The sequence below is a fragment of the Paractinoplanes globisporus DSM 43857 genome, assembly GCF_000379645.1.
Lineage (GTDB): Bacteria > Actinomycetota > Actinomycetes > Mycobacteriales > Micromonosporaceae > Actinoplanes > Actinoplanes globisporus.
Genome location: NZ_KB903294.1, coordinates 234036 through 247172, shown reverse-complemented (window position 1 = coordinate 247172; position 13137 = coordinate 234036). Strand labels below are relative to the sequence as shown.

Genomic DNA, 13137 nt, shown 5'->3' with positions numbered 1-13137 from the left:
GCATGGGCCGAACATTCAAAAGTAGAAAAGTGTCTATTCAGCGATCTTCAGTCGCACGGCGGGTCGTACGGCAGATCGCTCAGATACAGCTGCCACTGGGCGCGGGTGATCGGATCGCCGACCAGCCGGCACAGGTCGCCCGCGACCGCCGCCGCGTCGACCGACCACAGGTCCAGCAGGTCCCCGTTGCGAACCGCGAGGATCGTCCCGTCCGCGCTGAAGGCCACCGCCTCGGCGACGCCGCTCTCGTGCACGGTCAGCGACGTCCGCACCCGCGCCTGCCTGGGGTCGTCGATTGCCCAGAGGTCGACTTGCTTCGACTGCTGGGTGCCGGGGAGCGCCAGCGTCAGGCCGTCCGGGCTGATCGCCAGCACGCTGTTGCCGAACTGGCCCCGGGCGATCGCCTGGACCGGGCCGGGGACGAGCCCGCCGTCGTCCAGCTGGAAGAACCGGATCAGCCGGGTCTGGTCGGCGACCACCATCCAGTTGCCGTCGGGGGTGAAGACACCGTTCGTCGCGCTGTCGTCGGCCGGGAAGTGGAACCCCCGCAGTGGGCGCGGCCGTGCGGGATCGGTCAGGTCCCGCAGGAGCACGTCGTCCGAGGTGAACGCCGCGAGGGTGCGACCCTTCGGCGCGAACGCCACCTTCCAGGTCAGGGCCTCGAACGAGCCGACCCGGCGGGGGTGGGCGAGGTCGGAGAGGTCGAAGATCTTCACCGACGGCGGTGCCGCGCCGGGCCCGAACCCGATATCGGCGATGGCGAGCAGCTTCCGGTCGGCCGAGAAGGACAGCGCCGAGGCGCCGTACTCGAGGTCGGTGATGGTGGCGATCGGCGGGCCGCCCGGGTCGGCTGTCGACAGCAGCACGACGTACGGCCGCTGCTTGATGATTTTGGTGGCGGCGAGCACGGTGCCGTCCGGGCTGAAGGCGACGCCGCTACCGGCGTCGTTGCCGTAGAAGCTGTCGACCGGGTCGGTGGTCCGGACCGAGCCCACCAGGCGGGGATGGCGGGGGTCGGCGACGTCGTAGACCAGGGTTCCGGCGTAGCCGCTCGAGTCGGCCATCAGCCGGGGCCCGGTCGGGTTGAACTGGACCCGGATCGATGCCCCGGTCGGTTCCCGGTTCAGGGTGGTCAGCGCGCCGGCGCGGCGGGCGTCCGAGATGTCCCAGATGAGCACGCCGGCCCCGCCGGCCACCAGGACCGTCGCGGTGTGGCCGGCGCCGGGCCAGGTCAGCAGCGGGCCGAAGCCGATGAAGTCGTCGACCGGCATGGCATCGCCGTAGTCGAGGATCGTCTGGTCCCGGGTGGCCGAGGCGAGATCCTTGCCGGGAACCCAGGTGCGGGCGCCGGTGTCGCAGGAGCCGGCCACCACCTCGCCCTGGAAGGCCAGCGCGTACAGGCGGTGGCATCCGTCGCTGGTGTGCTGCTGGAAATGCAGGCGCGGGTGGCGGGGGTCGGACACGTCGTAGACGTCCGGGGCCTCCGAGTCCTTTCCGATGACGATCGCCAGCCGCCGGCCGGTCGGGTCGAAGGCGACCCGGTGCTGGATGGCCGTGATCGAGTTGTCCCAGTCCGCGGTCGAGCCGGCGAGGCGGGCGCGGGCGACCGGGCGAGCCGGATCGGCCACGTCCCAGAGCCGTGCCGTTCCGTCCCGGCCGCTGCTGGCCAGCAGGCGGCTGTCGGGGGAGAAGGCCACCGAGTCGACCCGGCCGGTGTGGCCGGCGAGCGCGGGCAGCGGCCGCACGGCGGTGTGGTCGGTGGCGTCCCACCGGTGGATCAGCCCGCCGGTGCCTGCCCCCGCGAGCATCCGGCCGTCGGGGGAGAACGCCAGCGTGGTGATGCTGGCCGCGCCCGAGGCCAGCGTGGGCAGCGGCGCCGGGTGGCGCGGGTCGCGGATGTCCCACAGCCGCACGTCCGGCCGCGGCAGTTCGATCCGGACCGTCCCCACGATGGTAGGAGCGTTGCCGCTGACCGGCCCGGCCGCGGCGGCCAGCAGCGTGCCGTCGGGCGAGATCGCCACCGGGCCGGTGAACAGATCGCCGACGCGGCTCAGCTGGGCGCCGGCCGTGAGGTCCCAGAGCAGCACGGAGTCACCGGTGGCCAGGGCGGCGATCCGTCCGGCGCCGTCGGTGGCCAGGTCGGCGACCCGCTGCTGGACCGCGAACTGGCCGGGGAGGCCGACGCTGGTCAGCACCGTCCCCGAGCCCACCTCGGGGGCGAGGCGGTAGGCCACGGCAGCGAGCTGCTTCGCGAGGCCGGGCTCGCCCGGGGCCAGCCGGGCCACGTCCGCCGAGATGGCCCGGGCCAGCGCCCGGTCGCGCTGCGTGGTAGCCCGGCGCTGGGCGACAAGCGAGACGACGGTGGCGGCCGCGGCGACCACGGCCAGGACCGTCAGGGAGGCGATCACCGCGCGGCGGATCCGGGCCGAGCGGCGCTCCAGTCGTTCGGAGGCGGCGAGGAAGTCGGCCGAGTCGGGTGGGAGACGGGGGTGCTCGCGGGCGCCGTCGCGGGCCGCGGCTAGGCGGCTGCCGCGGTAGGCAAGCGCGTTGTCGCGGCCCGAGGAGCGCCAGGCGGCGGCGTCGGTGGCGAGGCGCTGGCTGGTGCGCAGCCAGTCGCGGTCCTCGTCGAGCCAGGTCACGAGGCGGGGCCAGATGCGGAGCAGGGCCTCGTGGCTCAGGCGGACCGTGTCGCGGTCCTGGGTGATCAGGCGCGCCGCGGTGAAGGCCTCGAGGGCGCGGCTGCCGGCCTCCGGATCGGGCAACGCGTGCAGCAGCTCGTCGCGGCCCGCGGGGCGTACGGTATCGGGATTTTCCTCGCCGACCTGGACCAGATGCGGAAGCATGCGGCGGACCGCTTCGCGCGATGGCTCGTCGAGCGCCTCGTAGACCTCGTCGGCGCTGGTGGCGACCGCGCGGTCGATCCGGCCCGCGTCGTCGTAGCCCTTCAGGGTCAGCGTCGTGCCGCTGCGGTTGCGCCAGGTCGCCCACAGCGCGTGCGAGAGCAGCGGCAGACGGCTGCCGGCGCCCAGCTCGTGCAGGATGACATCGGCGAGCGCGCCCTCCAGCCGCAGGCCCCGCGCCCGGGCCGGCTCCTCGATCGCGGAGCGCAACTCTCCGGCGCTCATCGGGGTGACCAGGAACTGGTGGTCGAGCGCGGCCCGCAGCTCCGGCTGCTCGGCGGCCTGGGCGTAGAAATCGGCGCGCAGCGCGAGCACGACCAGATGCCTGGTGGCCAGCCCGGGGATCGCGGCCAGGAAATCCGCGCGCTGCTGCGGGGACCGGAGCGCGAACAGCTGCTCCAGTTGGTCGACCACGACGACCGCGCGCAGATCGCCCAGAGTGGTCGGCCGGCCCGGCGTCAGCACCACGACCGGCCAGTCCTCGGAGCCGTCGAGGTCGCCGCGGTGCACGGCGGCGACCAGGCCCGCCTGCACGAGCGACGATTTGCCCGAGCCGGACGCGCCCACCACGATCAGCGGCCGGCCGGCGTTCCGCGCCTCGGCGGCGGCCGCCAGCAGCTGCCGGGTGAGCGCCTCGCGTCCGAAGTAGAGGTCCGCGTCCTCGGCGCCGAACGACGCGAGGCCGAGGTAGGGGCTGGTGCCCTCGGCGGGTGGCTCGGCGCCGGCCGGCTCGGGCGGCTGCGCGCGGTTTTCCGCCAGCACCAGCGAGCCCGACGTGTCGCCGCTCTGCCGCCGGGGGAGCGGGGCGCCGGCGGCCCGCAGCCGGCTCAGCAGCCGGTCGTAGACGACGTCGAGGGTCAGCCGCCGGCCCGCCCGCTCGTCGCCCTTCTCCAAAAGGGACACCAGCTCACCGGTGAAGGCGGTGAGCTCGGCGTACGGGGGCGCGGAGGCCAGACCTTCGGCGGAGGCGAAGACGTAGGCGCCGTGCGCCGGCGGCGGGATGAAGCCGGGCCCGACCGGTCCGGAGGTGCCGGGCGTGCGGGCCCGGCCGGAGAAGCAGCAGTCGAGGATCAGCACGATCGTGGCCGCGGTGCTGCCCGAGAGGGCCTTCTGCACGGCGGACCAGGCGAGCGCCTGGTGCCCGCTGAGGCCGGGGGTGAGCGTGCCGGTGCCGGTCGCGGCCAGGTGCAGCTCGCCGGTCTCGTCGAGCAGCCCGTGGCCGACGAAGTAGATCAGCAGCACCGAGGTGGCCTGATCCGCGGCCTCCGCGACGGCTTCCGCCATGCCGCGCGCATCCGGTGGGTTGATCATCAGACGTACGCCGGTGGGCGCCACCCCGCAGACGCCCGTGAGCGCAGCGGCGAACGCCCGCGCGCTCGGGGCCGCGGCCGGGACCGGCGGGAGCGCCGTCCCGGTGTGGGTCGCGGTGCCGATGACCAGCGCGCGGACCCCGTGGCCGGCGAGATCGGTCACGGCGGGTCGATCTGGTCCGTGAGCCGTTCGATCTCGGCGCGCAGGGCCGGCATGTCGAGGCCCTTGACCCGCTGGGCGGCGATCTCGAACGAGCTCCCGTCCGGCCGCTCGACCCGCAGGGTCAGGTCGCCGCGCTGCTGCCGCAGCCAGGCGACGATGCCGGTGACCAGCGCGACGGCCGCCCCACCCGGGCCGACCGCGACGACCAGCGCTTCCAGCACCGGGCCGAGCTTATCGGGTTTGGCCGGCGTCTCCCGGGCCGTGATCCGGCCGCGCAACGCGTCCTCATCGGTCAGCCAGGCACGCAGCGCCCGCAGGTCGTCCGCGTCACCGGTCGTGATCGATACGTCCACCGCACCCCCTCGTGGCGGGATCGACTCTAGTCGAATCGGCCTTTGTGGAGTGCGGGGGTGGCCGCCCGGGTCCTGGGAAACCCGGGCGGCCGTGGAGCGAGCTAGGGCGTCCAGGGGGCCGTGGCGACCCAGCTCACGTCGTCGGTCCAGGACGTCGACGAGTCGAACGCGTTGGATCCGCCGTTGCTGGCGATGTAGACGTTGTTGTTGTAGTGCCGGAGGTAGCGGGTCGAGTAGTTGTTCGACATGTACGAGTTGCCCTGGCCGTTCATCCCGGCCTGCGGGCAGAACGTCGCGTCGTTGGCGAACAGCGAGCTGCCGTCGTTGGCGTGCAGGTACAGCTGGTAGTTCTGGTGCCGCAGGTAGCTGCCGGCCGTGTCCTTCGACTCGAAGCTGACGCAGGAGCCGTTGGCCAGGCCCGACCGCACGATCCAGGAGGCCTGCGACTTCGCGGCCGACGAGCTCGACGAGCTGACCACCTGGGTGCTGACCGTCGCGCCGGAGTGGCTGATGTAGCGCGTCGTGCAGCAGGCGGTGGTGGCCCGCAGCGAGATGGTCGAGCCGACCGTCGGGCCGGTGGTCCCGCCGCCGCTACCGGTCGCGTACGCGGCCGCGGTGATGTTGGACTGGACCGAGTTCTCGGTGGCGTCGCTCGGGTAGCCGGAGGTCATCACACCCTCGTAGAAGGTGCCGGCTGCGCCGACGCTGTTGTCGCCGCCGATGCCCAGGATGATCGCGCCCTCCTTCTTCATCGGGTTGTAGCCCGAGACGTTCGGGCGCGCGCCGTTGTAGAAGGTGGACAGGCTGCCGGACTGTGCGTTGCCGCCGCGGATCGCCCAGTGGTTGGGCTGGCCCTTGATGATCGCGGTCACGAACCGGTTGTTGATCGTGGGGTCGTTCGAGTTGTAGCCGGCGTTGACGCCCGAGAACAGGCCGTTCTCCAGGTCGGCCATGATCCACGGGCCGTTCCCGGTGCCGTACCCCCAGACCTTGATGTTGCCGAAGTAGATGGCCTCCATCGTGCCGTTGCCGTTGTCGCGGCTGTTGCGCTCGGCGTTGCCGTAGTCGAAGCAGCATCCGCCGTTGTAGTGCGTGCCGTCGAAGATGGCGTACATGCCCTCGGCGGCGTCGCCCGTCGCGATCCCGTTGGTGTTGTTGTTGCGGTAGCCGGTGCCGGGAGCGACGAAGACCCCGTACGCCTTGTGGCCGCCGACGCTGATCGGTGCGGCGGTGGCGTTGGCGAGGTTGTCGTAGCCGCCGGCGGCCGGCCCGTTGAAGCCGCCGGGCGGGGCCTGGGTCAGGTTGTTACCGCGGCCCGACTGGTCGTAGATGATCGTGATGACGCAGGACGTGCCGGAGCAGAACGTGTCCTGCGCGGCGGCGTTGGCCACGCCGCCCGCGCTCAGCGGGGTGATGTTGAGGGTGGCGTTGTCGCGGGCCCGCCGGACCTGGTAAAGGTTGCCGGCGTACGCGCCGTAGAGCGCCCGGGTCGTGCTGTGCGCGGCGACGCAGGGCGTGCCGCCGGAGGCGTAGATGTCGCATGGGCCGGTGCCGGCGGCCTGTGCGCTGCCGGGCCCAGCGAACAGGCCCGCTACCAGGACGCCGGTGGCGGCGACCGCGAGCAGTGCTCTGCGCAGGCGGGGATGGTCCATTGTTGACCTCTTCCGTGGCGTTGGGATGCGGCTCTGCCGGACCGGACGCCACGTGGGACGGGGAATCTGCGCGGCGGCGGCCCGCTCGGCAGGGGGGAGCCTGACGCGGATGGCTGATGATCAACGGGCCCTGCGGCGGGGGCGATCTCCTCTCGCGTGCGCCTCTGCCGGGCCGCAGGCAAGGCTGTGAAGCCCGTGGATGTGAACGTTAACATAGTGGTCCACGCCACCGAGCGCAATGGCTTCTGAACTAGTTGAACGGCGGGCGGTTGACGCCGTAGAGCGCGTGGATCTGGGACGCGCGGACCTCGATGCGCCACACCACCGCGACCACCGTGGCGAGCACGGCGAGCGAGCCCATCAGGCCCCAGGCGAGCGGCTGATCGGGGTGGGCGGCGGCGAACAGGCCGCAGAGCGCGACGACCACGCCGCCGACGCCGACGCAGAGCCGCAACTCGTGCAGCATCTGGTGCCAGCGGGTGTGCGCGAGGCGGGTCCGGCCGAAATGCGAGGGCGGCGACCATTTCGCGGTGAGCCACATGCCGGCGACCACGAAGAACCAGAGCGCGGCCAGCCAGGCGCACCACGCGACCGCGTTACCGAGAAAGAACGCCGGCGGTATCTCGAGGCCGGCGATCGCGAATGGCAGGAAACTCGGCGCCCAGCGGAGCAGGACGCTCATCGTGAGGTAGAAGTAGAAAACACAGACGAATACCAGAATGAGCGTCACGCTCTGCACGACGACCAGCGGGGACGGTTTCGCGAACGTGTTCTGGGCGAGAAGTGCGAGCGCCACGCCCTGGATGATGCTGATGATGGTGATGAAGCCGTTCGGCGAGACCTCGAGCGACCGGCGGATGAGCACCTCGTGGTTCAGGGCCTGAATGGCCTCGCCGCGCCCGGCGTCGAGCTCTTCTTCGTATTGAATGGTGCGCGGGTGCGCACTGGATGACGAGCCGCCCTCGTGATAAAGACGCGGATTCGCCCGGTGCCTGTGCCTGGGTACTGGGAACTCGCGTGATTCGATCGCCACGCCCCACATGATGTCGGGGGAGTCAATAGCGTACGCCCGATCGTGGTTGTTCCTTTAGTTTTCCTTAAGTGATCTGCATTGCCGCTGGTTGTCCATCAATTCCGTAGTGCCAATCGGGTTACCTGGCTAGTCATCTTCGGAATTGGCGAAATTGCAGGTCACCGGCGTTGTCGGTGCGGGCCGTGCGGCGTCGGTGACACAATGCTCCTGACCGCTGACGCGCAAACGCAGTAAAGCGGCAAGTCGCCCAAGTCAGCTGTCGCAGCCCGTTCCGTCGCCGTCCTGGTCGAGGCCGTAGATGTCCTCGCCGATCACGTGCACCGGGCCCTGCACGTACGCCGGTCCGTTTCCGCTGCCGCCGGCGCAGTCGACGTCGCTGGCGATCGGCACGCACGGCGTGTAGTTCGGGTCGCAGTTGCCGCCGCCGCTCGATGCCTCCTTGGTGCCGACCGCGACGACCTTGGTCACCGGCTTCTTGGTGACCACGTCGCTGACCAGGGCGCGGCCGGTCTCCTTGCCGTCGGTGAGGGTGACCGTGTAGGTCAGGGTGCGCACGCCGGCCACGCCCGCGGTGCGTACCTTGGTCGTGCCCTTGGCGAGGGTGGCGTCGTTGACCCTCTTCGTCGTGTACGCGATCGACTTGCGCACCGTGACGGTCTTCTTGGTGACGACGGCCGTGGCGGCGGCCGTCGTCGTCTCGGTTGCCGCGGCTTCCGTCGCCCCTGCCGTCTCCGACGTCCCGGGCTCCGTCTCCGGAGGAGAGGAAGCGGCGGCGGTGCCGGCGAGCTGCTGCTGGGCCGCAGGCTTCTCCACGACCGCCGTCTTCGGCGAATCGGAGAACGCCGCGGCCACTCCTATCCCGCCGCAGCAGGGCACCAGCAGCGCCGCCGCGATCAGCCCGACCCGCTGGATCGGGGTCAGACGGGACCAGAAGCCCCGCTTCGGTGGCGGCTGCGGCACCCACGTATTCGTCACCGCGACAGTGTGGGCGGCGGCCGGGCCCAGCAGAACGCCCGTTCGGCCGATCACCACTCACACGAAAGATGCGAAAGTCCGACACCTCTTACGTGACGGCGTAGTTCCGGAGGAGGCTCAGCGCCTTCTCCCCGTACGGCCCGCTGATCTGCAGCCCGGAAGCGGAAGGCGCGAGACGCTGCGCGCCCACCCGGCAGAACGCGGACGCCGAGCCGGAGATCGACGAGGCGGCGGCCGGATCGCCCAGCCGCCACGACGACCCGTCGGGCGCGGTCAGGTCGCAGAAGACGTCGGCCACCGGCTCGCCGGCGACCTGGAACGCGTACGGCAGGGTGCGGTGCCCGAGCCAGGCGACGTGCCGCAGCCGCATGGTGTCGGGATAGTCGAGGCCGAGCGGGGCCGCGATGTCCAGGGCCGCGTGCGCCCAGTGCTCGGCCAGCCGGGTGGTCGCCAGCGCGGGCGGCTTGAGCGGCGCGGCGACCCAGTGCACCGGCTGCTTCGGATCGGCCTCGCGCAGCGCGGCGACGGAGGCCCGGCGCCCGGCCCGCCACCGGTCGAAGATCTCGGCCGGCTCGCTGGGCTGGCTGCGGACCAGCGCGTTCATCGCGTCGTCCACGTTCGTGCCGTATTCGTGCCGTATTCGGCCCAGCGCACCTCGGGCAACCCGCCAGAGGCGCCGAGCGCGGCCGCGACCGCCTCCTCGGTCTGCGCCAGGTGCAGCATCACATCGGCCACGGTCCATCCGGCGGCGGCCGACGGCGACGTCCAGTCGGCGGGGGAGAGCTTGCTGAGCATCGCCTCGAGCTGGTCCTGCTCGGCCTCGAGGTCGTCGATGACTTCCAGGGCGGTCATGCGTTCCATCTTGCGGCATGGCGGCGATTGATAACGTCCCGGCATGGACTTCATCGCCACCGATCCGCCGCCGGGCGGCACGCCGGCCAGCACCCCGCCGGTGACGATCGAGAGCGGCGGCGAGCGGTTGCTCGGCGTTTTGCACCGGCCGGCCGGCGAGGGCCCGCACCCGATCGTCGTGCTCCTGCACGGGTTTCCGGGCAACGAGCGCAACTTCGACCTCGCCCAGGCGCTGCGCCGTGCCGGGTACGCGGCACTGGTCTTCCACTATCGCGGCGCGTGGGGCGTCGGCGGGTCGTACTCGTGGGGTCACATGCTCGAGGACGCGGCCCGGGTGGTGACCGAGGTTCGGTCGATGGACGGTCTCGACCCTTCGCGGCTCGCGGTGGTCGGCCACAGCGTCGGCGGATTCATTGCCCTGATGACCGCCGCCGCCGATCCCGCGGTCCGTGCGGTCGTCTCGGTGGCCGGCTTCGATCTCGGCGTGGCCGCGGCCGCGTTCTCGCGGGCGGAGCTGGTCGAGATCTTCCGGGACGAGCTGCTGCCGCTGCGGGGAACGACCGCCGAGGCGCTGGCCGACGAGATGCGCTCGGCCGGGGAGGGCTGGGAGCTGGCCCGTCTCGCGCCGAAGCTGGCCGACCGTCCGGTGCTGCTCATCGGTACGGGCCGGGACCCGATCGCGGTCGTCGAGGTGCACCACCGGCCGCTGGTCGAGGCGTACGCGGCGGGCCGGCTCGAGCATCACGTCTTCCCGACCGACCACCCGCTCTCCGACCACCGGGTCGCGCTGGCCCGCACGATCGCCGACTTCCTCGACCGTGCGCTCGTCCCGTAGAGCGAAGCCCGTAGTGCCGGGGCCCGTAGTGCCGGGGCCAGTAGTGCCGGGGCGAGTAATGCGGGGCGATCGCGTCGCGCGGGTGCTCACCGAGGTGTTCGCGCCCGCGGTGCTGGCCGCCGTGTTGCCGCTCGTCGTCGCCGTGCACGCCGCCTCGACGGCGGCGAAAGGCCTCGGGTGGGGACTCTTGGCGGCCACGTTCTGCTCCCTTCTCCCGTACGGGATGATCTTGCGTGGAGTGCGACGGGGGCAGCTGAGCGACCGGCACATCGGGGAGCGCGCGCAGCGCACCGGACCGCTGCTGTTCGGGCTCGGCTCGGTGCTCGCGGGCCTGGCGCTGCTGGTCGTGACCGGGGCGCCGCGCGAGCTGCTGGCGCTGATCGTGGCGTCGTTCGCGGGCGGTGCGGTCGCCACCGGCGTCAACCACTTCTGGAAGTCGAGCGTCCACGCGGGCGTCGCGGCCGGCTCGTCGGTGGTGCTGGTGCTCATCTTCGGCCCGGCGCTGCTGGTCACCGCCGTGGGAGTGGCTGCGGTGGGCTGGTCGCGAGTGCGGCTGGGCGACCACACGGTGGCGCAGGTCCTGGTGGGCACGGCGATCGGCGCGGTGATCGCGGGCGTCGTGTTCGGCCTGGCCCGGTAGCCGGCCACCCTATGCTTGGCGGTCGTGAACAGTCAGGACAGGCGCTCCCGGATACTGCGGGCGGCCGCGGCCCTCTTCGTGGAAAGAGGCTATGCCGGGGTGAGCATGGGGGACGTGCTGTCCGAGGTCGGCGGGTCCAAGGGGACGCTGTACCGGTACTTCCACGACAAGGCCGACCTGTTCAAGTCGGCCGTCGAGATGGTCATCGACGAGCGTTCCGGGCCGCTGCGCGGGTTCGAGCCGGGCGATGCGGACGTGGCGGAGACATTGACCGCCTTCGGGCACCATTTCGCCGACATCGTGCTCGCGCCGGAGGCGATCGCGCTGCACCGGCTGATCACCGCGGAGGCGGAGCGGGTGCCGGGGATCGGGCAGACGTTCTTCGACCACGGGCCGACCTTCGGCAGTTCCGTGCTCGCCGATTACCTGCGGCGGCAGTGCTCGTCGGGCGTGCTCCGGCTCGACGACCCGGCGCTGGCGGCGTCACAGCTCTACCAGGCGATGCTCGGGGAGCCGCAGATGCGGCTGCTCACCAACGCCGGGCCGGTGAGCGCGGAGGAGGTCGACCGGGCGATCGCCAACGCGGTCGAGATCTTCCTGCGCGGCGCTTCCCGCTGATTCCTCGCCGGAGCGATGCGCGGCCGTCGCGAAAACGACGATGATCGGGGGATGAGCGACGAACCCACGAAGATCCTGCTGTCCGAATCGGAGATGCCGCGGCGCTGGTACAACATCGTGCCGGACCTGCCGTCGCCGCCACCTCCCGTGCTGCACCCCGGCACCCTCCAGCCGGTCGGCCCCGACGACCTCGCGCCGCTGTTCCCGATGGCGCTGATCGAACAGGAGGTCACCCCGGAGCGGTACGTCGACATCCCGGACGAGGTGCTCGACGTCTACAAGCTCTGGCGGCCCTCGCCCCTCTACCGGGCGCACCGCCTCGAGAAGGCCCTCGGCACTCCCGCCAAGATCTATTACAAGTACGAGGGTGTCTCGCCGGCCGGGTCGCACAAGCCGAACACCGCCGTGCCGCAGGCCTTCTACAACGCGGCGGCCGGCGTCCGGCGGCTCACCACCGAGACCGGCGCCGGCCAGTGGGGCACGGCCCTGGCCTTCGCCAGCGCGCAGTTCGGCCTCGAGTGCGAGATCTGGCAGGTCCGGGCCTCGTACGACCAGAAGCCGTACCGCAAGATCATGATCGAGACGTTCGGCGGGGTCATCCACCCGTCGCCGTCCGAGCTGACCGCGGCCGGCCGGAAGGTGCTCGCCGAGGACCCGGACTCGCCGGGCTCGCTGGGCATCGCGATCAGCGAGGCGGTCGAGGTCGCCGCGCAGAACGCCGACACGAACTACGCGCTCGGGAGCGTGCTCAACCACGTGCTCCTGCACCAGACGATCATCGGTGAGGAGGCGCTGCTGCAGATGGCCAAGGCCGGCGTCGCGCCGGACGTGATCGTCGGCTGCACCGGCGGCGGGTCCAACTTCGCCGGTCTTGCCTTCCCGTTCCTGCGCGAGAAGCTGGCCGGCCGGATGGCGCCCACGATCCGCGCGGTCGAGCCCGCGTCCTGCCCGTCACTGACCAAGGGCATCTACGCGTACGACTTCGGCGACACCGCCGGGATGACGCCGTTGATGAAGATGCACACACTCGGGCACGGCTTCATTCCCGACCCGATCCACGCCGGGGGCCTGCGCTACCACGGCATGTCCCCGCTCATCTCGCACGTCTACGAGCTCGGCCTGATCGAGGCGGTCGCGAAGACGCAGAAGGAGTGCTTCGAGGCCGGCGTGCGGTTCGCCCGCAGCGAGGGCATCATCCCCGCGCCGGAGCCGACCCACGCGCTCGCGGCCTGCGTCGAGGAGGCGTTGCGCTGCAAGGAGACCGGCGAGGAGAAGGTCATCCTCACCGCGCTCTGCGGCCACGGCCACCTCGACCTGCCCGCCTACGGCAAGTTCCTGGCCGGCGACATGGTCGACCACGAGCTCTCGGGCGACGCGGTCCGGGCCGCCCTCGCCGGCCTGCCCTCCGTGCCGGCCTGATCCCGGTCCCGGGGCGGCGACCACGGCTCGCCGTCCCGGTACACCTCGATCTTCGCCGCGATCTGGCCGAGGTGCTCCCGGAGGCGCGCGATCTGGTCCTCGACCCGGCGGTGGTGAGCGATCAGGACCTCTTCGCGCTCGGCCGTGGTCGCTTCGCCGTCGTTCATGAGCCGGACGAAGCGCAGCATCTCGCCGATCGGCATGCCCGTGTCGCGCAGGCAGCGCAGCATGGCGAGCCATTTCAGGTCGATCTCGCCGAAGACGCGACGGCCCGCGGGCGTACGGGAAATGGGCGGAAGCAGTCCGATGCGCTCGTAATAGCGCAGGGTGTCGAGGCTGAAGCCGCTGGAAGCGGCGGCCTCTCTCGCGGTGTACGGCACCCGCCGA

Annotated in this window: 12 protein-coding genes; 4 read left to right on the top strand and 8 right to left on the bottom strand. The window is 71.7% G+C overall.

Features of this window, described 5'->3' with window-relative positions:
* Nucleotides 1-47: 47 nt before the first annotated feature.
* The 7 genes from A3CQ_RS0101055 to A3CQ_RS63530 form a co-directional block, all read right to left on the bottom strand.
* Nucleotides 48-4373, bottom strand: a complete 4326-nt coding sequence (locus A3CQ_RS0101055) for a WD40 repeat domain-containing protein (RefSeq protein WP_026205169.1) — start codon at nucleotides 4371-4373, stop codon at nucleotides 48-50.
* Complete coding sequence (locus tag A3CQ_RS0101050; protein ID WP_020509053.1) at nucleotides 4370-4726, bottom strand: effector-associated constant component EACC1; 357 nt, start codon at nucleotides 4724-4726, stop codon at nucleotides 4370-4372. Before A3CQ_RS0101050 ends, A3CQ_RS0101055 begins: the two co-directional genes overlap by 4 nt.
* A 101-nt stretch (nucleotides 4727-4827) precedes the next feature.
* Nucleotides 4828-6378: an alpha-L-arabinofuranosidase B gene (locus tag A3CQ_RS0101045; protein WP_020509052.1), complete on the bottom strand. Its 1551-nt coding sequence runs from the start codon at nucleotides 6376-6378 to the stop codon at nucleotides 4828-4830.
* Nucleotides 6379-6628: 250 nt separating this feature from the next.
* On the bottom strand, nucleotides 6629-7411 hold the full coding sequence (locus tag A3CQ_RS0101040) for a hypothetical protein (RefSeq protein WP_157295130.1): 783 nt from the start codon (nucleotides 7409-7411) through the stop codon (nucleotides 6629-6631).
* Between the two features lie 252 nt (nucleotides 7412-7663).
* Nucleotides 7664-8386: a G5 domain-containing protein gene (locus A3CQ_RS0101035; protein WP_245576962.1), complete on the bottom strand. Its 723-nt coding sequence runs from the start codon at nucleotides 8384-8386 to the stop codon at nucleotides 7664-7666.
* Nucleotides 8387-8474: 88 nt separating this feature from the next.
* Nucleotides 8475-9002 (bottom strand): maleylpyruvate isomerase family mycothiol-dependent enzyme, encoded by a 528-nt coding sequence (locus A3CQ_RS56935; RefSeq protein ID WP_020509049.1) that lies wholly within the window; start codon nucleotides 9000-9002, stop codon nucleotides 8475-8477.
* The gene (locus A3CQ_RS63530; RefSeq protein WP_020509048.1) at nucleotides 8987-9238 is read right to left on the bottom strand and encodes a DinB family protein; all 252 of its coding nucleotides are present in this window, start codon (nucleotides 9236-9238) and stop codon (nucleotides 8987-8989) included. The genes A3CQ_RS56935 and A3CQ_RS63530 overlap by 16 nt, the downstream gene beginning before the upstream one ends.
* Before the next feature lie 43 nt (nucleotides 9239-9281).
* On the opposite strand from A3CQ_RS63530, the gene A3CQ_RS0101025 reads away from it, so the two are divergent.
* The 4 genes from A3CQ_RS0101025 to A3CQ_RS0101010 are packed head-to-tail and all read left to right on the top strand — an operon-like array spanning nucleotide 9282 to nucleotide 12750.
* Nucleotides 9282-10073, top strand: a complete 792-nt coding sequence (locus tag A3CQ_RS0101025; RefSeq protein ID WP_020509047.1) for an alpha/beta hydrolase family protein — start codon at nucleotides 9282-9284, stop codon at nucleotides 10071-10073.
* A gap of 58 nt (nucleotides 10074-10131) precedes the next feature.
* Complete coding sequence (locus A3CQ_RS0101020) at nucleotides 10132-10713, top strand: phosphatase PAP2 family protein (protein WP_020509046.1); 582 nt, start codon at nucleotides 10132-10134, stop codon at nucleotides 10711-10713.
* Nucleotides 10714-10737: 24 nt separating this feature from the next.
* Nucleotides 10738-11331 carry a TetR/AcrR family transcriptional regulator gene (locus A3CQ_RS50965; protein ID WP_211216429.1) on the top strand — a complete coding sequence of 198 codons (594 nt, stop codon included), beginning with the start codon at nucleotides 10738-10740 and terminating at the stop codon, nucleotides 11329-11331.
* Nucleotides 11332-11382: 51 nt separating this feature from the next.
* A complete protein-coding gene (locus A3CQ_RS0101010; protein ID WP_020509044.1) occupies nucleotides 11383-12750 on the top strand; it encodes a TrpB-like pyridoxal phosphate-dependent enzyme in 1368 nt (455 codons plus the stop codon).
* Here A3CQ_RS0101010 and A3CQ_RS0101005 read toward each other — a convergent pair.
* The gene (locus A3CQ_RS0101005) at nucleotides 12654-13130 is read right to left on the bottom strand and encodes a MerR family transcriptional regulator (protein ID WP_020509043.1); all 477 of its coding nucleotides are present in this window, start codon (nucleotides 13128-13130) and stop codon (nucleotides 12654-12656) included. The genes A3CQ_RS0101010 and A3CQ_RS0101005 overlap by 97 nt on opposite strands.
* Between the last annotated feature and the right edge of the window lie 7 nt (nucleotides 13131-13137).